This is a genomic window from Shimia sp. (assembly GCF_041624275.1).
In the GTDB taxonomy this organism is placed as follows: Bacteria; Pseudomonadota; Alphaproteobacteria; order Rhodobacterales; family Rhodobacteraceae; genus Shimia.
Genome location: NZ_JBFJVE010000031.1, coordinates 1 through 19,213, shown reverse-complemented (window position 1 = coordinate 19,213; position 19,213 = coordinate 1). Strand labels below are relative to the sequence as shown.

Here is a 19,213-nt window from a genome sequence, read left to right as displayed (position 1 = left end):
CTGGCGCATCGAGTAGATGTCGATGCCGGGGCCGGCGCTGTCGGTGAACTCGCCCTTCAGCATCTGCGGCGCGCCGATGCAGTATTCCACCACTTCCAGACCGCGCTGCACGTCGCCCTTGGCATCGGGGAAGGTCTTGCCGTGCTCGCGGCTGAGGGCCTCGGCCAGCTTGTCCATGTCGCGGTTCAGAAGGTCGACGAATTTCATCAGAACCCGGGCCCGGCGCTGCGGGTTGACCGCGGCCCATGCCGGCTGCGCGGCGGCGGCGACGGCCACGGCGTGGTCCATCTCTTCCTTGCTGGCCAGCGGGCATTTGGCCTGCACTTCGCCGGTCGCGGGGTTGTAGACATCCGAAAAACGGCCCGACGTGCCTTTGACGTGTTCGCCGTTGATGTAGTGAGTCAGTTCTTGCATGAGAAGTCCTCCTGAATTTGGCGGCAGAATAGGCTTGCAAAAAACATTGGAGAAGAGGCAAGATTTCAAAACCGTTTTGCAAAAATACAAGAAGGCGATCCGATGCAGCCACAATGGGACGATCTGCGCATCTTTCTGGCGGTGGCGCGCGAGGAAAGCCTGTCGGCGGCGGGCCGGCGGCTGAATGTCGACCCGGCCACGGTCAGCCGGCGGATCTCGCGGCTGGAAGAGGCCTTTGCGACACCGCTTTTCGTCAAATCCCCCACCGGCTATGCGCTGACCGACGCCGGCCAGCGGCTGATGGGCCACGCGGTGCGCATCGAGCAATCACTGGAACTGGCGGCCGAGGAACTGAGCGGCGATCCCGGCGGCCTTTCGGGGCAGATTCGCATCGGCGCCCCGGACGGCTGCGCCAACTACCTCTTGCCGCAGGTCTGCAACCGCATTGCCCGCGCCAACCCCGATCTCGAGATCCAGATCGTCGCCCTGCCGCGCGTCTTCAGCCTGTCGAAACGCGAAGCCGACATGGTGGTGGCGGTCAGCCCGCCCAGCGCCGGCCGGCTGACGGTGCAGAAGATCACCGACTACAAGCTGCACCTGGCCGGATCGCGGGGCTATCTGGATCAGGCGCCGCCGCTGGCCGGGCTGGACGATCTGAAACGCCACCAGATTGTCGGCTATATCGCCGACATGATCTTCGACAAGGAATTGGACTATCTCAGCGGCATCGGTGTCGAAATGCCGGTGATCGCCTCGAATTCGGTCTCGGTGCAGATCAACTGCGTGCGCATCGGCGGCGGGCTGGGCATCGTGCATGATTTCTCGATTCCCTTCAACGAAGGGGTGTGCAAGGTGCTCGAGGCCGAGTTCAGCCTGACCCGCAGCTTCTATCTGGTGCGCCACCAGGACGACAAGAAGCTCGAGCGACTCAACCGCTTTTCCGAAGCCCTGTGCGAGGGCATCCGCGAGGAAGTGACGCGGCTGGAAGCGCTGGCTTGACAATCCCCGGACTTGCGGCAACGCTCAGTATAACGCGCTCATTTATAAGGGAGGTTCGCAATGCTGGTACATCAGATTCTCAAATCCAAGGGTGATCAGGGTGTCATAACTGTCAAACCCGGAACCTCGGTGTCTGATGTGGCGAAAATCCTTGCTGAAAAACGGATCGGCACGGTGGTGATCTCGAATGACGGCACCACCGCCGACGGCATCCTTTCGGAACGCGACATCGTGCGCGAGCTGGCGAACCGGGGGGCGGGCTGCATGTCCGACAAGGTCGAGGATTACATGACCACCGAACTGGTGACCTGCTCGATGGGTGAAGACGCGGTGCAGGTGCTCAACATGATGACCGAGGGGCGCTTCCGCCACATGCCGGTGCTGGAAGAGGGCAAGCTGGTCGGGCTGATCACGCTCGGCGATGCGGTCAAGGCGCGCCTCAGCGAACTGGCGATGGAGAAGGACGCGCTGGAAGGCATGATCATGGGCCACTAGGCCCGGTCGCCCCGGCGACGACATTGCAAAGGGGCGCGGCGCGGGCCGCGCCCTTTTTGTATGGTGCCGCGGGGCCTTGCCCGTTTGTTGTGCCAGTCGTCTCGGGAAGCCCCGTAAGACTACCCATGACGCTGTGAAAGACTTGCAATTTCCTGCGCAATAATGTTGCGTGCGATGACCAAAAACGTTGCGGAGACTTACCATGCGCGTCGCCCTCTACCCTGGCACATTCGATCCGATCACTCTGGGTCATATCGACATCATCCGGCGGGCTGCGCTGATGGTGGACAAGCTGGTGATCGGTGTGGCGATCAACCGCGACAAGGGGCCGTTGTTCGCCCTGGAAGAGCGGGTGGCAATGATCGAGAGCGAATGCGCCGAACTGATCCAGAAGACCGGCACCGAGATCGTCGTGCATCCGTTCGAGAACCTGCTGATCGACTGCGCCAAGGACGTCGGGGCACAGGTGATCGTGCGCGGATTGCGCGCCGTGGCCGATTTCGAATATGAGTATCAGATGGTGGGCATGAACCGGGTGCTGGATTCCACCGTCGAGACGGTGTTTCTGATGGCCGAGGCGCGGCATCAGGCAATCGCCTCGAAACTGGTCAAGGAAATCGCCCGCCTGGGTGGCGACGTGTCGAAATTCGTCACCCCCCCGGTCAACGAGGCGCTGCTCGAGCGCTTCGGCTGAGGCCCGGGCGACCCCCGAGCGGCATTTTCAAAGGAGCTTTGCCATGAGCGGATTGCTGGCCCTTCTGGACGACGTGGCGGGCATTGCCAAGGTCGCCGCCGCCTCGGTCGACGACGTCGCGGCGCAGGCGGCCAAGGCCGGGGCCAAGGCGGCCGGCGCGGTGATCGACGACGCCGCCGTGACCCCGAAATACGTGCAGGGGTTCGCCCCGGCGCGGGAATTGCCGATCATCTGGAAGATCGCGCGCGGCTCGATCCGCAACAAGCTGCTGATCCTGCTGCCGGCGGCGCTTTTGCTGTCGAATTTCGCGCCCTGGGCCATCGCGCCCCTGTTGATGCTGGGCGGCGCCTATCTCTGTTTCGAGGGGGCCGAGAAAATCTATCACGCGCTGGTGCCGCATGACGACAGCCACGTCTTTGAAGAGGATGTTCCGGGCGATCCGGCGCATCTTGAGGAAAAGAAGGCGGCGGGCGCGATCAAGACCGATTTCATCCTCTCGGCCGAGATCATGACCATCATCCTCTCGGCCATTCCCCCAAGCGGCTTCTGGATGGAGGCGGCGACGCTGGCCTTTGCCGGGGTCGGGATCACGGTTGCGGTCTACGGTTCGGTGGCGCTGATCGTGAAGATGGACGACGTCGGGCTGTTCATGGCGCAGAACGGGCGCTTCGGGCTGACCCGTGGCTTCGGGCGCGCTCTGGTGCGGGCGATGCCGAAGGTGATGAAGCTTTTGACCATCATCGGCACCGCCGCCATGCTCTGGGTCGGCGGCGCGATCATCGTGCACGGTCTGGAAGAGCTGGGCTTTGGCTGGCTCGGCCACCACATTCACGACTGGGCCGAAGCGGTGGCGCATCTGGTGCCGGCAGCATGGGAAGGCTTCGTTGAGTGGAGCGCCAAGGCGGCGATGGACGGGGTCTTCGGGCTGGCGCTGGGTCTGGCGCTGATCCCGGTGGCGACCAAGGTTCTGGTGCCGCTCTGGGGCGCGCTGCGCGGCAAAAAGGACGCCGCGCAGTAAGCCCGGAGGGTTCTTGACCGGCCGGTCTTGCGGGGCGGTAGGGGCTACTTCCAGCGTTTCTTGGGCCAGGTCTCGCGCTCGGGGAACACGGCATACATCATTTCATCGGTAAACATGCCGGTCTTTTCCTTGCCGAAAACCGAATGGATCACGACCTTGCTGTTGTAGGAATCGGCGCCGTGATAGTTCTTTTCGTATTTGTAGATGGCATCAAAGCGACGGATTTCACCTTCGAAGTATTCCCGGCCCATGCGGCGTTTCGTGTTGCCCTCGCCGAAGAGGAACTTCATGTCGAAGTGGAAGCTGCGGCCATTGGGAAGGTTGCAGACGATGGTGTCGGCGGCGGGAAAGCCGGTCACGGTATATTTGACGTTGCCGCCGTTGCCCTGTTTGCGAATGGACCCACGGTTGTTTTGCTCGTGGCATTCAACATGATAGGGCCATTTGCGAAACGAGAGGTTGAACTCCCATTGCTCGGGCGGAATGGCGGCCTGTGGGGTCTTGGTGCGCAGGCCCGAAGCCTGTGCGGCGGCGGCCGCGGTCACGCTGAGGGCGAGCGCGGTCAGAGCGGTTTTTACGAGGTATTTCAAAGGGATTTCTCAAAAACAAGTCAACAAAAAGGGCGCCGCAGGGGCGCCCTTTGATCAGAAGGCAACCGGGTCCTAGCCGAGCAGCGCCTTGGCCTTTTCGACCACATTGGCGGCGGTGATGCCGAATTTCTCGAACAGCTCTCCGGCCGGGGCCGAGGCGCCGAAACGGTCCATGCCGACGAAGTCGGACTTGCCGGGCTTGGCGCGTTCGCCCAAGAGCCACTGGTCCCAACCCTGACGCACGGCGGCCTCGATGCCGATACGCACCGCCGAACCGGCCGGCAGCACCTTGCGGCGATAGGCTTCGTCCTGCGCGGCAAAAAGCTCCATGCAGGGCATCGAGACGACGCGGGTGCCGATGCCCTCGGCTTCCAGCGCTTCGCGGGCCTGCATCGCGACCGAGACTTCCGAACCGGTGGCGATCAGGATCACCTGGCGTTTGCCGGTGGCTTCGGCCAGCACATAGCCGCCCTGCGCGGTGAGGTTCTTCAGCTTGTGCTCGCTGCGCACGGTGGGCAGGTTCTGACGGGTCAGCGCCAGCACCGAGGGGGTGTCTTTCGACGACAGCGCGATTTCCCAGGCCTCGGCGGTTTCCACCGCGTCGGCGGGGCGGAACACATAGGTGTTGGGGGTGGCGCGGCAGATTGCCAGATGCTCGACCGGCTGGTGGGTCGGGCCGTCTTCGCCGACACCGATCGAGTCATGGGTCATGACAAAGACCGAGGGCACCTTCATCAGCGCCGCCAGCCGCATCGAGGGGCGGGCATAGTCGGTGAAACAGAAGAAAGTGCCGGAATAGGGGCGGATGCCGCCGTGCAGCGCCATGCCGTTCATCGCCGCGGCCATGCCGTGCTCGCGGATGCCCCAGTAGACGTAGCGGCCCTTGCGGTTGTCGGTGTCAAAAACGCCGAGATCGCCGGTCTTGGTATTGTTCGATCCGGTCAGGTCGGCCGAGCCGCCGACGGTTTCCGGCATCACCGGGTTGATCGCCGCCAGCGCCATTTCCGAGGCCTTGCGGGTCGCCACCGAGGGCTGATCCTCGGAGATCTGCTTTTTCAGTGCCTTGACCACGGCCGAGAGTTTCTTCGGGGCTTCCAGTGCATAGGCGCGGTTGAAACGGTCCTGTTTCTGCTGCGAAGCCTCGGCGAAACGCGCTTCCCATGCGGCGCGCTCTTCGGCGCCTCGGGCACCGATCGCTTCCCACTGGGTCTTGATCTCGGCCGGCACTTCGAAGGCGGGCGAGGTCCAGCCATAGGCCGCCTTGGCCGCCGCCATCTGCTCGGCATCGGTCAGCGCGCCGTGGCCCTTGGAGGTGTCCTGTGCCGCGTGGCCCAGCGCGATATGGGTCTTGCAAGCGATCATCGAGGGTTTCTTGGACTTCTTGGCGGCGCTGATCGCGGCGTCGATGGCCTCGGGGTCGTGGCCGTCGATTTCCAGCACCTGCCAGCCCGAAGCCTTGAAGCGCATCACCTGATTGGTGCGGTCGCTCAGCTCGACGCTGCCGTCGATGGTGATGTTGTTGTTGTCCCAGAACACGATCAGCTTGCCCAGCGAATGGCGCCCGGCAAGGCCGATCGCCTCTTGGCTGATGCCCTCCATCAGACAGCCGTCGCCGGCGATCACATAGGTGTGGTGATCGACGATCTTCTTGCCGTATTGCGCGCGCTGCATCTCTTCGGCCATGGCGAATCCGACCGCATTGGCGATGCCCTGACCCAGCGGGCCGGTGGTGGTTTCCACCGCGTCCAGCAGGAAGTTTTCCGGGTGGCCGGCGGTCAGCGCCCCCATCTGGCGGAAGTTCTTCACCTGCTCCAGCGTCACCTGTGCATCGCCGCAGAGATAGAGCAGCGAATAGATCAGCATCGAGCCGTGGCCGGCCGACAGGATAAAGCGGTCGCGGTCCGGCCATTTCGGATTGCTGGCGTCGAATTTCAGGTGTTTCTCGAACAGCACCGTGGCCACGTCGGCCATGCCCATCGGCATGCCGGAATGGCCCGAATTGGCCGCTGCGACGGCGTCGAGGGTCAGCGCGCGGATGGCGGCGGCCTTCATCCAATGTTCGGGGTTCTTTTCACGAAGAGCAGCGATATCCACGGCGGGTTCCTTTGACTGGTCGCGTTTGTTCGCTGCTCAATAGCAGGCTTGGGGTGAAGATCAAGCGCACCTGCCAAGTGCTTGATGCCAAAGGGGGCGCAATTTGAATATCCATTGGCTAATATCGGCAGGACGCGACCGGAAGGCGATTCGCGGATTGCCCATGCGCCGTGGCGGCGCTATGAGCCGCGGAAACGAGCAGGGCGGCATGAGGCGGCGCGAACCGGGCCGGTGCCCGGCGCCGGCGAAGGGGCCGTGAAAAGGGGATGAGGCAAATGAGTAACATCAGCGATCTTGAAAACAGGATCAGCGCCGCGATGGACCGTATCGCCCGGGGCATCGAGACGCTGTCCGCCGCCGCGCCCCCGGAGACCGGCGAGCAGGAGAGCCTGCGGGCGGCGCTTGACGACGAGAAACTGGCCAATGCCCAGCTGTCGGAGCGGCTGAGCGCGCTGACCGGGCGGATGGAAGAGCTGGAGCGGCGCCTCGAGGCTTCGGGCGACGCGGTGGAAAAAGCCGTCGATGCGCGCGAGGCGGCCGAACTGGCGCTGAGCACGGCGCGGGCCGAGTTGGCCACCATGACCGCGGCGCGCGAGGCCGCCGAACAGGCGGCGCAGGCGGGCGCCGATGAGATTGCCGGGCTGCGCCGGAAACTCGAGGACCAGCTTCGCCAGAGCGAAGCCGCCACGCAACAGGTGCAGGTGGTCGACCTGGAGCGGAACCGGGAAGTGCTGGACCAGTTCGAGCGTCGCCTTGGGCGCATGCGGCGCACCAGCCGCCAGCTGCGCGGTGCCAACCAGCAACTGCGCGACGCGGTCGAGAACGGCCTGCCGGACGCCAATCTGATCAACCAGTCTCTGGTGAGCGAGCTGAACAACCTCAAGGCCATCCGCGATGCCGAACTGGCCGAGATCGAGGTGATCACCACCGCGCTGCGGCCGCTGCTGGGGAGCGCCGAGCCGGGGGCGCCGGATGCCGGCATGAGCAAGGGAGAAAACTGATGGCGGAAGTGGAAATTCACATCGGCGGCCGCAGTTTCGAAGTGTCCTGCAAGGACGGTGAACAGCATTTCCTTCAGGCGGCGGCGAAGATGCTGGACGATGAGGCGCAGGTGCTGACCAGCCAGATCGGCCGCATTCCCGAGGCGCGGATGCTGCTGATGGCGGGGCTGATGCTGGCCGACAAGACGGCCGGCGTCGAGGATCGGCTGCGCGAGTTGGAGGCCAAGCTGGCCGAGACCGAGGGCCACCTGATGGCGCTACAGAACGCCGGGCCGGAAAAGGTCGAGGTGGCGGTGATCCCGACCGGGGTGACCGACACGCTGGCCGAACTGGCGGCGCGCGCCGAATCCCTTGCCGCCACGGTCGAGGAAAAGACCGGCTGAGGGCAGGGCGTCCGGCCGGCAGCAGGAAACAGCGCGTCAAAGCCTCTGCGCCAAAGAAAAAGGCACGCCCCGAAACGGGGCATGCCTTTCGAAATTGCTTTCGGCGCGCCGATCAGGCGTTGGCGGCGCGGATCTTGTCGGCGGCTTCCTTGTCGAAGCTGACGCCGTTGTTTTCGAACAGCGTGTCCAGTTCGCCCGAGAGGGTCATCTCGGTGATGATGTCACAGCCGCCGACGAATTCGCCCTTGACGTAAAGCTGCGGAATGGTCGGCCAGTCGGAATAATCCTTGATGCCCTGGCGGATTTCCTCGTCGGCCAGCACATTGACGTCGGTATAGTCGATGCCCATGAAGTTCAGCACGCCGGCGACGCGGCTGGAAAACCCGCACTGCGGCATTTCCTTGGTGCCTTTCATGTACAGCACCACGTCGTTGGCCTTGACGGTTTCTTCGATTCTGGTCTTTGCGTCGCTCATCTTGTTCTCCGTTGTCGGGCCTGGGGTGGTGCCGCTGCGCCGCGCCGTGGCCGCTGTCTTGTCAATCTGTCTCGGCAGGTCACATATGGTGTCCCGGCGGCAATAGGCAAGGTCGATCCGGACCCCGGCCCATGGCGCGCCGGCAAAACCTGCGCCTTCGGTTGCGTCCCCGGACTTATTCGGGGGCCTTGGTGGTCAGCGCCAGCGCGTGCAGCGCGCCGCTGTCGATGGCGGATTTCACCGTGGCGTTCACCGCCCGCTGCTGCTGCACGCGGCTCATGCCGCGAAAGCTTTCGTCGATCACTTCGGCAGAGAAATGCGCGCCGTCATCGCCCATGACGGTGATTTTGGCTTCGGGGAAGCCTTCGCGGATCAGGGCTTCGATGTCGGAAGCAAGAATGGCCATGAGGGGGTTCCTAGTTGGAGGGTTTGGCTGAACTTAGGCGCGCCGGGCGCCGGCATCAAGCGGTTGTCGCGCCGTGGCCGGCGCTCAGGTCACGGCGCCGGCAAAGCTCTTGCGGAAGATCGCGGCCAGGTCCTGCAACGCGGCCTCGCTCTGGCCCATCTCGACCGTGCTGCCGCTGAAACGGCCGACGCTGGTCACGGTGACACCGGCGCGGCCGGCGGCGATCATCAGCGCCTCGGCCTGATCGAAGTTGCAGGCCACGAGATAGCGTGCCTGATCCTCGCCGAACAGGAAGGCGGTGTCGTCGCTGTCGATCTGGACCCCGACTCCGGCGGCCTCGGCCATCTCGAAGGCGGCCAGCGCCAGACCGCCGTCGGCGATGTCGGTGCAGGCCTTGATGAGGCTGCGGTTGGCGCGGATGAAGTCGCCGTTGGCCTTTTCGGCGGCAAGATCGACCTGCGGCGCGTCGCCTTCCTCGCGGTGGAAGACCTCGGCCAGCAGTGCCGACTGCCCAAGGTGGCCCGTGGTCTTGCCGACCATCAGCAGCACGTGGCCCTCGCGGGCGGTTCCCAGGATCGGTTCTTCTCCGGCCGCGATCAGCCCCACGGCACCGATTGTCGGTGTCGGCAGGATCGCCTTGCCGTCGGTCTCGTTGTAAAGCGAGACGTTGCCCGAGACGATCGGCATGTCCAGCGCGGCGACGGCCTCGCCGATGCCCTTGATGGCGCCGACGAACTGGCCCATGATCTCGGGCTTTTCGGGGTTGCCGAAGTTGAGGTTGTCGGTGGTCGCCAGCGGCTTGGCGCCGACGGCGCAGAGGTTGCGCCAGGCTTCGGCCACCGCCTGTTTGCCGCCCTCGGTCGGGTTGGCCTTGACGTAGCGCGGCGTCACATCCGAGGTGAAGGCCAGTTTCTTGTCGGTGCCGTGGACCCGGATGATGCCGGCGCCAAGGCCGGGCTGGCGGGCGGTGTCGGCCATCACCATGGTGTCATATTGCTCATAGACCCATTGCTTGCCGGCATAGTTGACCGAGCCGATCAGCGCCTTCAGACCGTCGATCGGGTCGATATGCGGCACGCTGGCCGGGTCCAGCGCCTCGGGGGTCGGGGTGGCGACCCAGGGGCGGTCGTATTCCGGCGCGGTCGAGGACAGTTTCGACAGCGGCAGGTCGGCCTTGACCTCGCCGTTGTGCAGGATCAGGAACCGGTCTTCGGCGATGGTCTCGCCGACGATGGCGAAATCCAGATCCCATTTCTCGAACACCGCGCGGGCCTCGGCCTCGAGCTCGGGTTTCAGCACCATCAGCATGCGCTCCTGGCTTTCCGAGAGCATCATTTCATAGGCGGTCATGTCGTCTTCGCGCTGCGGCACGTCTTCGAGGTTCAGCTTGACCCCCAGCTTGCCCTTGTCGCCCATCTCGACGGCCGAGCAGGTCAGGCCCGCCGCGCCCATGTCCTGGATCGAGATCACGGCGCCGGTGGCCATCAGCTCGAGCGTCGCCTCCATCAGGCGCTTTTCGGTGAACGGGTCGCCGACCTGCACCGTGGGGCGTTTTTCCTCGATGGTGTCGTCGAACTCGGCCGAGGCCATGGTGGCGCCGCCAACCCCGTCACGTCCGGTCTTGGCGCCAAGGTAGACCACCGGCATGCCGACGCCCGAGGCGGCCGAATAGAAAATGCTGTCGGTCTTGGCCAGACCGGCGGCAAAGGCGTTGACCAGACAGTTGCCGTTATAGGCCGGGTGGAAGCGCACTTCGCCGCCCACGGTGGGCACGCCGAAACAGTTGCCATAGCCGCCGATGCCCTCGACGACGCCGTTGACCAGCTGCCGGGTCTTGGGGTGGGCCGGTTCGCCGAAGGACAGCGAGTTCATCGCCGCCACCGGGCGGGCGCCCATGGTGAAGACATCGCGCAGGATGCCGCCGACCCCGGTCGCCGCACCCTGATAGGGCTCGATATACGAGGGGTGGTTGTGGCTTTCCATCTTGAACACCACGGCGTCGCCGTCGCCGATGTCGACGATGCCGGCGTTCTCGCCGGGGCCGCAAATCACCTGCGGGCCCTCGGTGGGCAGGGTGCGCAGCCATTTCTTGGAGGACTTGTAGGAACAGTGTTCGTTCCACATCGCCGAGAAGATGCCCATCTCGGTGAAGGTCGGGTCACGGCCAAGGATGTTGATCACTTCGGCGTATTCCTCGGGCGTGAACCCATGAGCCGCGATGACGTCTTCGGTGATGACCGGATCTTGCATGAGAGTCGATTCCCCAATGGCTGGTTTGGGGGTCTCATAAGCCATATGACCCAAGGGGGAAAGGGGGAGGAAGGCGACCGCCGCCTTGCGATGCGCCAAAAAAAAGGCCGAGCAAACAAGCTCGGCCGAAGTCCAACAGGGAGGTATGAAAACAGCGTCTTGCCGTTTCCATGAGCATCAGTTAGTGGCCCGGGGTGACTCGCGCAAGGAAAACAATGTCGCACCCGCAGCATTGCCGCTATGCGCCTGCTGCATGGCTTAGAGTTTTCCCTTTTCCCTCAGTTGCTTGCGGTGCGTTATGATCTCTTCCTGGACAAAGTCCCGGAACGCAGAAATCCGTTTTGATTGCCGCAATTCCTCGGGATAGGCCAGAAATACCGGGATTTCGCCGGACTCGATATCGGGCAGGACACGCACAAGGTTGGGGAAATCCTGAACCACGTAATCGGGTAGAACCCCGATGCCGAGATCATGCAGAACCGCCTGCAGCACGCCGAAATAGTTGTTGACGTAGAGCACCGAGGGGATGTCGGCAATGAGCAGCGACTGCACAAGGTTGGCGCCGGCACCGACCTGCGCCGAAGACATGTTCTGACAGATCAGCCGATGATCGGTGAGATCCTCGGCGGTTTCGGGCATGCCGCGTTTGTCGATATAGTCGGGGGTCGCATAAAGCCGCATGTGCACGCTCATCAGGCGTTTGCGGATCAGGTCGGCCTGACTGGGTTCCTTCATGCGGATCGCCACGTCGGCCTCGCGCATCGGCAGGTCGAGCACCCGCTCCTCGAGCATCAGGTCGATGTTGAGATCGGGGTATTTCTCGTAGAGCTTGGGCAGGCGCGGCGCCAGCCACAGCGTGCCGAAGCCGATCGTCGTGGTGACGCGCAATTCGCCGAAGACCTCTTCCTCGCTGTCGCGGATCCGGGCCGAGGCGGCGTCGAGCCGCTTGGTCATCGACTTGGTGGCATCGAAGAGCAGCTCGCCCTGTTCGGTGAGAATCAGCCCCCGCGCATGGCGGTGAAACAGCGTCGTGTTGAGGCTTTCCTCGAGCGCGCGAATCTGCCGCGACACGGCCGACTGCGACAGATGCAGGGTGTCTCCGGCATGGGTGAGGCTGCCGGCGTCGGCAACTGCGTGAAAGATTCTAAGCTTGTCCCAGTCCATATTCGCAACTTTCGCCATGTGACACTCTGTCTAGGCGAAACGGAGCAAAAACGGAACCGCCGACTGAACAGCGCCGAAAAACTTTCACACAAAAGTGTTGTTGGGTCAGGAATTGTGACCTAATATTGCCCCCATATTGGAATGAGTGACCATCACGCGAGGGGAGACGCCGGATGACTATCCAGACAGTGTCGCTGAATGATCGTTTCGATCTCGGCAAGAACCATGTCCTGCTGAACGGGACACAGGCCTTGGTCCGGTTGATGTTGATGCAGAAGGCACGCGATGCCCGGGCCGGTCTCAACACCGCGGGCTATGTGACCGGCTACCGCGGCTCGCCGCTGGGGGCGGTCGACAGCCAGATGATGCGCGCCGAAAAGCAGCTATCGGCTGCCGATGTGCGCTTTCAGTCGGGGCTCAACGAGGATCTCGCCGCGACCCAGCTTTGGGGCGCGCAACAGGCGGAACTGCGCGGCGAGGGCAAGTTCGACGGTGTCTTCGGTCTTTGGTATGGCAAGGGGCCGGGCGTCGACCGCACCGGCGACGTGATGCGCCACGCCAACATGGCGGGCACCTCGGCGCATGGCGGCGTGCTGATGGCACTGGGCGACGACCACACCGGCGAAAGCTCGACGGTGCTGCACCAGTCGGAATGGGCGCTGGTCGATGCCTATATGCCGATCGTCTCGCCGGCGGGGGTGCAGGAGATCATGGACTACGGGCTTTACGGCATCGCCCTGTCGCGGTTTGCCGGGGTCTGGGTCGGTCTCAAGACCATGAAGGACACCATCGAGGCCACCTCGGTGGTCAACGGCGACCCGCACCGGCTGGATTTCGTGACCCCGGACTTCGCGATGCCCGAGGGCGGGCTCAACATCCGGCTGGGCGACACCCCGCACGCCCAGGAAACGCGGATGATCGACTACAAGCGTTTCGCCGCCGAAGCCTTCTCGCATGCCAACAAGATGGACCAGCGCAAATGGGGCAAGCCCGGCGCCAAGATCGGACTGGTGGCAGCGGGCAAGAACTGGCTCGACCTGGTTCACGCGCTGTCGCTTCTCGGCATCGACGAGGCCGAGGCCGAGCGCCTGGGGATCACCACCTACAAGGTCGGCCAGACCTTCCCGCTTGACATGAAGGGCTTTCACGACTGGGCAGAAGGCCTTGATCTGATTGTGATTATCGAGGAAAAGCGCAAGCTGATCGAGGTTCAGGTCAAAGAGGCGATCTTCGACGACCGCAAGGGCCGCCGGGTCTATGGCTGGTACAAGGGCGGCGCCGGCGGCATGCACCGCGAAGAGCTGTTCCCGACCCGCGGCGCACTGGACCCAATCCTGATCGCCGAGAAACTGGGCGGGATCCTGCTGGAAGAGGGGCGCGGCACCGATGCGGTCAAGGCCGGTCTCGCGACCCTGGACGAGGCGCGGCGCGCCGACAATGCCGAGGATATCGCGGCCCGGATTCCGCATTTCTGCTCGGGCTGTCCGCACAATTCCTCGACCCGTCTGCCCGAGGGCAGCCGCGCCTATGCCGGCATCGGCTGTCACTACATGGTGCAGTGGATGGACCGCGAGACCAACGGCTTTACCCATATGGGCGGCGAGGGCGCCAACTGGATCGGCGAGGCGCCGTTCTCGAACCGCGACCACGTGTTCCAGAACCTCGGCGACGGCACCTACAACCACTCGGGCGTGCAGGCGATCCGCGCCGCGCTGGCGGCGGGCACCAACATCACCTACAAGATCCTGTTCAACGACGCGGTGGCGATGACCGGCGGTCAGGCCAATGACGGCGACCTCAGCCCGCAGCGCATCGCCGCCGAGGTGATGTCGATGGGCGTCGAGCACATCGCCGTGGTCTATGACGAGAAGGAAGACCTCGACAAGTCCGCCTTTCCGCATGGGGTGGTGTTCCACGAACGCGAATACATGATGTCTGTTCAGGAAGACCTGAGCAAGATCAAGGGTGTGTCGGTCATTGTTTATGTTCAGACCTGCGCCGCCGAAAAGCGCCGCCGGCGCAAGAAGGGCCAGTTCCCGGACCCCGACCGCCGGGTCTTCATCAACACCGATATCTGCGAGGGCTGCGGCGATTGCGGCATCCAGTCCAACTGCGTCTCGATCGAACCGGTCGAGACCGAGCTTGGCCGCAAGCGGATGATCAACCAGTCGTCCTGCAACAAGGATTTCTCCTGTCTCGACGGCTTCTGCCCCTCTTTCATCACCGTCGAAGGCGCCACGATCCGCAAGGATGCCTCGGCCGATCTCGACCTGCCGCAGATGCCCGATCCCGCGATTGCCACCATCGAGGGCACCCATAACGTGGTCATCACCGGGGTCGGTGGCACCGGCGTGGTGACCATCGGCGCGGTGATGGCGCAGGCGGCGCAGATCGACGGCAAGGCCGCCGGCATGATGGAGATGGCCGGGCTGGCCCAGAAGGGCGGCGCGGTGCATATCCACCTGCGGCTGGCCGAAACCCCCGAGGCGATCAGCGCCATCCGCGTCGCCACCGGCGAATGCGACGCGCTGATCGGCGGTGACCTGGTGGTCAGCGCCGGTGCCAAGACCCTGGGTCTGACCGCGACCGGGCGCACCGGCGCGGTGGTCAACAGCCACGAGATCATCACCGGAGACTTCACCCGCGATGCCGATTTCAGGCTTCCGACCAGTCGCTTGCAGGTCTCTCTTGAAGCGCGCATCCGCGACGGGCTGCATCTGTTCGACGCCTCGGAGCTGGCGCGCGTGACCCTTGGGGATTCGATCTTCTCGAACATGATGATCTTTGGCGCCGCCTGGCAGCAGGGGCTGGTGCCGATCAGCGGCGATGCCATCCGCAAGGCGATCGAGGTCAACGGCGCGGCGGTGGCGCGCAACCTGCGCGCCTTCGAGATCGGCCGCTGGGCGGCGCTGTACCCGCAGGAGGCGGCCGCGATGTGCGGCGACACGGTCATCGACCTGCCCAAGAGCCTCGACGAGAAGATCGCCTTCCGCGAGGCCCATCTGGTGAAGTACCAGGGGCCGGCGCTGGCCGCGCGCTATCGCGCCATGCTGGAACGGATCGAAGATCCGCGCCTCAAAGAGGCGGTGGCCATCGGCTATCACAAGCTTCTTGCCTACAAGGACGAATACGAGGTCGCGCGCCTGCATCTGGAAAGCCGTTTCAAGGCGATGCAAAGCTTTGACGGCGATTTCTCGGTCAAGTATCACCTCGCGCCGCCGCTGCTGAGCCGGATCGGCCCCAACGGCCGCCCGCGCAAGCAGGAATTCGGCGTCGGCATGGAACGCTGGTTCCGGCTTCTGGCACGGATGAAGGGCCTGCGCGGCACGCGCTTCGACCTTTTCGGCCGCTCCGAGGAGCGCAGGATGGAACGGGCGCTGATCCGGCAATACGAGGCCGACATGGAGCCCCTGATCCGCGCCCATGGCGCCGAGGCGCCCGACGCTGCCGTCGCCCTGGCCGAGCTGCCGACGCAGATCCGCGGCTTTGGACCGGTCAAGATGGACAATCAGGCCAAGGCCGCCAAACGGCGCGAGGAACTGCTGGCGGCACTTAAGAGCGACCCCTCGCTGCCCCAGGCGGCGGAATAGTCCGCCGGCGGGTGTCATGGTCGCGTCGTTGCGGCGATATATTCCCTAGGCAGGCGCGGCGGCATTCCCTATAGCGGCCGCGCAAGCCAAGGACCGCCGGCGCCGATGAAACACACCGATGTCACCCGCGATATCAGCTATGCCCATTCCGCCGAAACGCGGGGTGGGCGCGCGGTCATCCGGGTGCTCGAGAACGCCACCGGCCGCCTGCGCCTGATCCGCCGCGCCCAAGGGTACGAGCAGGAGGTGGCGGCGGGCGGCGATTTCTGGCAGGTGATGCTGCGCCGCTATGGCATAAGCCTCGACATTCGCGGCGGGTCGCTGGCCGAGATCCCGGCCGAGGGCCCGCTGATCGTGGTCGCCAACCACCCGTTCGGGATTCTCGACGGCATGGTGATGGGCCACATGCTGAGCCGGGCGCGGGGCGATTTCCGCATTCTGGCCAACAACGTGTTCCAGAAGGCCGAAGAGCTGAACCGCGTGGTGCTGCCGATTTCCTTCGACGGCACCCGCGCGGCGATCGAGACCAACCTTCGCACCCGCAGGCTGGCGGTCGACTACCTGCGCCGGGGCGGGGCGATCGGCGTCTTTCCCGGCGGCACCGTCAGCACCGCCGCGCGCCCCTTCGGGCCGCCGCTCGATCCCGGCTGGCGCAGTTTCACCGCCCGCATGATCGCCAAGAGCGGCGCCCGCGTGGTGCCGGTGTTCTTTGACGGCCACACCAGCCGCCTGTTCCAGGTCGCAAGCCACCTGCACAACACGCTGCGGCTGGGGCTGTTGATTCAGGAATTCGGCAAGCGGGTCGACAGTTCGGTGCCGGTGGTGATCGGGGCGCCGATCCCCGAGGCGGAATTGCAGCGATTTGCCGGCGACTCCAAAGCGCTGATGGACTTCCTCCGGCAGCGCACGTATGACTTGTCGCCAAGGCCGCTTCCGTCTGCGGGATACGGTTTCGAGTTCGAGGAAAAACACCGGGCCTAGGCCCGACATCTTGGGTGGTCAGCATGGCAGTGGGGATTTTTGACAGCGGTCTGGGCGGGTTGACGGTTCTGGATGCGGTGAGCAGGCGGCTGCCGGATGTGCCCTTTGTCTATTTCGGCGACAACGCCCATGCGCCCTATGGGGTGCGCGACGCCGATGATGTCTACAACCTGACCACCGCCGCGGTCGAACGCATGTGGGCGGCCGGCTGCGATCTCATCATCCTGGCCTGCAACACCGCCAGCGCCGCCGCGCTGCGCCGCATGCAGGAAAGCTGGATTCCCACCGACAAGCGGGTGCTGGGGGTCTTCGTGCCGCTGATCGAGGCCCTGACCGAGCGCAGCTGGGGCGACAACTCGCCGCCGCGCGAAGTGGCGGTGAAACATGTGGCGCTGTTCGCCACGCCGGCCACCGTCGCCAGCCGTGCCTTTCAGCGCGAACTGGCCTTCCGCGCCATCGGCGTCGATGTCGAGGCCCAGGCCTGCGGCGGCGTGGTCGACGCGATCGAGGATGGCGACCTGATCCTTGCCGAGGCGCTGGTGCGCAGCCATGTCGACGCGCTGAAACGCAAGATGCCGAACCCCGAGGCGGCGATTCTCGGCTGCACCCACTATCCGCTGATGCATGACGCCTTTCAGGCCGCCCTGGGTCAGGACGTCGAGGTCTATTCGCAGGCCAACCTGGTGGCGGAATCGCTGGCCGACTATCTCAAGCGCCATCCGAAGATGATCGGAACCGGCAGCGAGTCGTTGTTCCTGACCACCGGCGATCCGGCGCGGGTGTCGGACCGCGCGACCCAGTTCCTGCGACGAAAGATCACCTTTCAGCAGGCGTGAGCCGCGCGGCGCTCGCAATTTTCCCGAACAAGGCTTAAGTTGCGCCCCGACCAAGGGGCGGCAGATCCGGTGAGGGTCTGAGCCAATGGACAGAAGGGGTCCCGAACCATGTCGAAAACCCACAAGATCGCCATTCTCGGCGCCAGCGGCTATACCGGCGCCGAACTGGTGCGCCTGATCGCCACCCATCCGACGATGGAGATCGTCGCGCTTTCCGCCGACCGCAAGGCGGGCATGGCGATGGCCGAGGTGTTTCCGCATCTGCGCCATCTCGACCTGCCGACCCTGTGCAAGATCGACGAGATCGACTTTGACGCGGTTGACCTGTGTTTCTGCGCCCTGCCGCATGCGACCAGCCAGAAGGTCATCAAGGCGCTGCCCAAGAGCTTGAAAATCGTCGACCTTTCGGCCGATTTCCGGCTGCGTGACCCAGAGGAATACGTCAAATGGTACGGCGGCGCCCATGATGCGCTCGAGTGCCAGGCCGAGGCGGTCTATGGGCTGACCGAGTTCTATCGCGACGAGATCAGGTCGGCGCGGCTGGTGGCCGGCACCGGCTGCAACGCGGCCACCGGGCAATATATCCTGTCGCCGCTGATCAAGGCCGGGGCAATTGACTTTGGTCATATCATCCTCGACCTTAAATGTGCTGTATCGGGCGCGGGCCGGTCGCTGAAGGAGAACCTTTTGCATGCCGAGCTGAGCGAGGGGTATCACGCCTATGCGGTCGGTGGAACGCACCGCCATCTGGGCGAGTTCGACCAGGAGTTCAGCAAGCTCGCCGGGCGCGAGGTGAAAATCCAGTTCACCCCGCATCTGGTGCCTGCAAACCGGGGCATCCTGGGGACGGCCTATGTGCATGGCGATGCGCAGGAAGTGTATGACACCTTGGTGGCCGCCTACGAGGGCGAGCCCTTCATCAAGGTTCTGCCCTTCGGCGAAGCGCCGAGCACGAAACATATCCGGGCCTCGAACTTCTGCCATATCGGCGTCGTCGCGGACCGGATCGAAGGCCGCGTCATCGTGATCGCGGCGCTGGACAATTTGACCAAGGGCTCGAGCGGTCAGGCATTGCAGAACGCCAACCTGATGCTCGGGGAAGAGGAAACAGAGGGCCTGATGTTGGCGCCGGTCTTCCCATAGGCCCCAGGAAGGGACAAGAGGATGAAAAACCTCAAGAAAAAACGCCGTATTCAGGTGATCCTGCTGGCCTTCGTGGCGCTGGCCATCTCGACTGCGCTGATCGGCTATGCGATGCGCGACGGCATCAACTATTTCCGCTCGCCGAGCGAGGTGGCCGAGGCGCCGCCCGCACCCAATGAGGTGTTCCGCATCGGCGGTCTGGTCGAAGAGGGCACGCTGGTGCGCGGCCAGGGCGAGGTGGTGCGCTTTTCGGTGACCGACGGCGGTGCTTCGATCGCGGTGACCTTCGACGGCGTGCTGCCCGATCTGTTTGAAGAGAACCAGGGCATGGTCGGCACCGGCCGCTACGTGAACGGGGTCTTCGAGGCGGATGAAATTCTTGCCAAACACGACGAGAACTACATGCCGAAAGAGGTGGTCGACGCGCTGAAGGAACAGGGGGTCTATCAGGAGCACGAGTCCTGATCGGCACTTGAGGTGATCCCTGACGACGCCCCGCGCCCCGAGCCGCGGGGCGTTTTCGTTTTTGCCGCCCGGCTCCGGGCAGCGCACGCCGCGATCATCCGGTGTTAACCTGTTTTGCGCAGCCTCGAAGCGGATCAAAGCAACGAGGTGGACCATGCGGCATGTGGCCGAAATCGCCCGCGAGATCGTGGCCCGCGAAGGCGGCTATGTGAACG

The 19,213-nt window shown here is 64.3% G+C and carries 18 protein-coding genes; 11 read left to right on the top strand and 7 right to left on the bottom strand.

Annotated elements, in window-relative coordinates:
• Window positions 1-414, bottom strand: a 414-nt coding sequence (locus tag ABZD10_RS04275; protein WP_372884867.1) for an aldehyde dehydrogenase family protein, incomplete at its 3' end; no start/stop codon positions are given.
• A gap of 102 nt (window positions 415-516) precedes the next feature.
• Between ABZD10_RS04275 and ABZD10_RS04270 the strand changes: the two genes are divergently transcribed.
• From ABZD10_RS04270 to ABZD10_RS04255, 4 genes are all read left to right on the top strand, one after another.
• Window positions 517-1,413: a LysR family transcriptional regulator gene (locus ABZD10_RS04270; protein ID WP_372884866.1), complete on the top strand. Its 897-nt coding sequence runs from the start codon at window positions 517-519 to the stop codon at window positions 1,411-1,413.
• Between the two features lie 60 nt (window positions 1,414-1,473).
• Window positions 1,474-1,908, top strand: coding sequence for a CBS domain-containing protein (locus ABZD10_RS04265; protein WP_372884865.1), 435 nt, complete (start codon window positions 1,474-1,476; stop codon window positions 1,906-1,908).
• A gap of 202 nt (window positions 1,909-2,110) precedes the next feature.
• Complete coding sequence (gene coaD, locus ABZD10_RS04260; RefSeq protein ID WP_372884864.1) at window positions 2,111-2,602, top strand: pantetheine-phosphate adenylyltransferase; 492 nt, start codon at window positions 2,111-2,113, stop codon at window positions 2,600-2,602.
• A 43-nt stretch (window positions 2,603-2,645) separates the two neighbouring features.
• Window positions 2,646-3,620: a DUF808 domain-containing protein gene (locus ABZD10_RS04255; RefSeq protein ID WP_372884863.1), complete on the top strand. Its 975-nt coding sequence runs from the start codon at window positions 2,646-2,648 to the stop codon at window positions 3,618-3,620.
• A gap of 44 nt (window positions 3,621-3,664) precedes the next feature.
• Here ABZD10_RS04255 and ABZD10_RS04250 read toward each other — a convergent pair whose 3' ends face one another.
• Both ABZD10_RS04250 and tkt read right to left on the bottom strand, forming a co-directional pair.
• Complete coding sequence (locus ABZD10_RS04250) at window positions 3,665-4,210, bottom strand: hypothetical protein (protein WP_372884862.1); 546 nt, start codon at window positions 4,208-4,210, stop codon at window positions 3,665-3,667.
• A 72-nt stretch (window positions 4,211-4,282) separates the two neighbouring features.
• A complete protein-coding gene (gene tkt / locus ABZD10_RS04245) occupies window positions 4,283-6,304 on the bottom strand; it encodes a transketolase (protein WP_372884861.1) in 2,022 nt (673 codons plus the stop codon).
• Between the two features lie 275 nt (window positions 6,305-6,579).
• Here tkt and ABZD10_RS04240 point away from each other — a divergent pair, with 275 nt between their 5' ends.
• Window positions 6,580-7,305: a hypothetical protein gene (locus ABZD10_RS04240; RefSeq protein WP_372884860.1), complete on the top strand. Its 726-nt coding sequence runs from the start codon at window positions 6,580-6,582 to the stop codon at window positions 7,303-7,305.
• Window positions 7,305-7,688, top strand: a complete 384-nt coding sequence (locus ABZD10_RS04235) for a cell division protein ZapA (protein WP_372884859.1) — start codon at window positions 7,305-7,307, stop codon at window positions 7,686-7,688. The genes ABZD10_RS04240 and ABZD10_RS04235 overlap by 1 nt, the downstream gene beginning before the upstream one ends.
• Before the next feature lie 112 nt (window positions 7,689-7,800).
• Here the strand turns inward: ABZD10_RS04235 and grxD are convergent, their stop codons facing one another.
• From grxD to ABZD10_RS04215, 4 genes are all read right to left on the bottom strand, one after another.
• On the bottom strand, window positions 7,801-8,163 hold the full coding sequence (gene grxD, locus ABZD10_RS04230) for a Grx4 family monothiol glutaredoxin (protein ID WP_372884858.1): 363 nt from the start codon (window positions 8,161-8,163) through the stop codon (window positions 7,801-7,803).
• Between the two features lie 175 nt (window positions 8,164-8,338).
• Window positions 8,339-8,569 carry a BolA/IbaG family iron-sulfur metabolism protein gene (locus tag ABZD10_RS04225; protein WP_372884857.1) on the bottom strand — a complete coding sequence of 77 codons (231 nt, stop codon included), beginning with the start codon at window positions 8,567-8,569 and terminating at the stop codon, window positions 8,339-8,341.
• 84 nt (window positions 8,570-8,653) lie between these two features.
• Window positions 8,654-10,819 carry a phosphoribosylformylglycinamidine synthase subunit PurL gene (gene purL / locus ABZD10_RS04220; protein ID WP_372884856.1) on the bottom strand — a complete coding sequence of 722 codons (2,166 nt, stop codon included), beginning with the start codon at window positions 10,817-10,819 and terminating at the stop codon, window positions 8,654-8,656.
• A gap of 258 nt (window positions 10,820-11,077) precedes the next feature.
• Entirely contained in the window at window positions 11,078-11,983 is a 906-nt protein-coding gene (locus ABZD10_RS04215; protein WP_372884868.1) for a LysR family transcriptional regulator, read from the bottom strand.
• 173 nt (window positions 11,984-12,156) lie between these two features.
• Between ABZD10_RS04215 and ABZD10_RS04210 the strand changes: the two genes are divergently transcribed.
• The 5 genes from ABZD10_RS04210 to ccmE all read left to right on the top strand — a co-directional run bounded on the left by ABZD10_RS04210 (window position 12,157) and on the right by ccmE (window position 18,998).
• Window positions 12,157-15,573 (top strand): indolepyruvate ferredoxin oxidoreductase family protein, encoded by a 3,417-nt coding sequence (locus tag ABZD10_RS04210; protein WP_372884855.1) that lies wholly within the window; start codon window positions 12,157-12,159, stop codon window positions 15,571-15,573.
• A gap of 105 nt (window positions 15,574-15,678) precedes the next feature.
• Window positions 15,679-16,554 carry a lysophospholipid acyltransferase family protein gene (locus tag ABZD10_RS04205; RefSeq protein WP_372884854.1) on the top strand — a complete coding sequence of 292 codons (876 nt, stop codon included), beginning with the start codon at window positions 15,679-15,681 and terminating at the stop codon, window positions 16,552-16,554.
• Between the two features lie 23 nt (window positions 16,555-16,577).
• Window positions 16,578-17,390, top strand: coding sequence for a glutamate racemase (locus tag ABZD10_RS04200; RefSeq protein ID WP_372884853.1), 813 nt, complete (start codon window positions 16,578-16,580; stop codon window positions 17,388-17,390).
• Between the two features lie 108 nt (window positions 17,391-17,498).
• Window positions 17,499-18,533 carry an N-acetyl-gamma-glutamyl-phosphate reductase gene (gene argC, locus ABZD10_RS04195; protein ID WP_372884852.1) on the top strand — a complete coding sequence of 345 codons (1,035 nt, stop codon included), beginning with the start codon at window positions 17,499-17,501 and terminating at the stop codon, window positions 18,531-18,533.
• 21 nt (window positions 18,534-18,554) lie between these two features.
• Window positions 18,555-18,998, top strand: a complete 444-nt coding sequence (gene ccmE / locus ABZD10_RS04190; RefSeq protein WP_372884851.1) for a cytochrome c maturation protein CcmE — start codon at window positions 18,555-18,557, stop codon at window positions 18,996-18,998.
• Window positions 18,999-19,213: the final 215 nt, after the last annotated feature.

Bases quoted from the DNA above. Each gene is read 5' to 3' on its own strand.
- argC (WP_372884852.1), top strand. From the start codon at position 17,499: ATGTCGAAAACCCACAAGATCGCCATTCTCGGCGCCAGCGGCTATACC.
- ABZD10_RS04240 (WP_372884860.1), top strand. From the start codon at position 6,580: ATGAGTAACATCAGCGATCTTGAAAACAGGATCAGCGCCGCGATGGAC.
- ABZD10_RS04205 (WP_372884854.1), top strand. From the start codon at position 15,679: ATGAAACACACCGATGTCACCCGCGATATCAGCTATGCCCATTCCGCC.
- coaD (WP_372884864.1), top strand. From the start codon at position 2,111: ATGCGCGTCGCCCTCTACCCTGGCACATTCGATCCGATCACTCTGGGT.
- grxD (WP_372884858.1), bottom strand. From the start codon at position 8,163: ATGAGCGACGCAAAGACCAGAATCGAAGAAACCGTCAAGGCCAACGAC.
- ABZD10_RS04270 (WP_372884866.1), top strand. From the start codon at position 517: ATGCAGCCACAATGGGACGATCTGCGCATCTTTCTGGCGGTGGCGCGC.
- ABZD10_RS04265 (WP_372884865.1), top strand. From the start codon at position 1,474: ATGCTGGTACATCAGATTCTCAAATCCAAGGGTGATCAGGGTGTCATA.
- purL (WP_372884856.1), bottom strand. From the start codon at position 10,819: ATGCAAGATCCGGTCATCACCGAAGACGTCATCGCGGCTCATGGGTTC.
- ABZD10_RS04235 (WP_372884859.1), top strand. From the start codon at position 7,305: ATGGCGGAAGTGGAAATTCACATCGGCGGCCGCAGTTTCGAAGTGTCC.
- ccmE (WP_372884851.1), top strand. From the start codon at position 18,555: ATGAAAAACCTCAAGAAAAAACGCCGTATTCAGGTGATCCTGCTGGCC.
- ABZD10_RS04255 (WP_372884863.1), top strand. From the start codon at position 2,646: ATGAGCGGATTGCTGGCCCTTCTGGACGACGTGGCGGGCATTGCCAAG.
- ABZD10_RS04210 (WP_372884855.1), top strand. From the start codon at position 12,157: ATGACTATCCAGACAGTGTCGCTGAATGATCGTTTCGATCTCGGCAAG.
- ABZD10_RS04215 (WP_372884868.1), bottom strand. From the start codon at position 11,983: ATGGACTGGGACAAGCTTAGAATCTTTCACGCAGTTGCCGACGCCGGC.
- ABZD10_RS04200 (WP_372884853.1), top strand. From the start codon at position 16,578: ATGGCAGTGGGGATTTTTGACAGCGGTCTGGGCGGGTTGACGGTTCTG.
- ABZD10_RS04225 (WP_372884857.1), bottom strand. From the start codon at position 8,569: ATGGCCATTCTTGCTTCCGACATCGAAGCCCTGATCCGCGAAGGCTTC.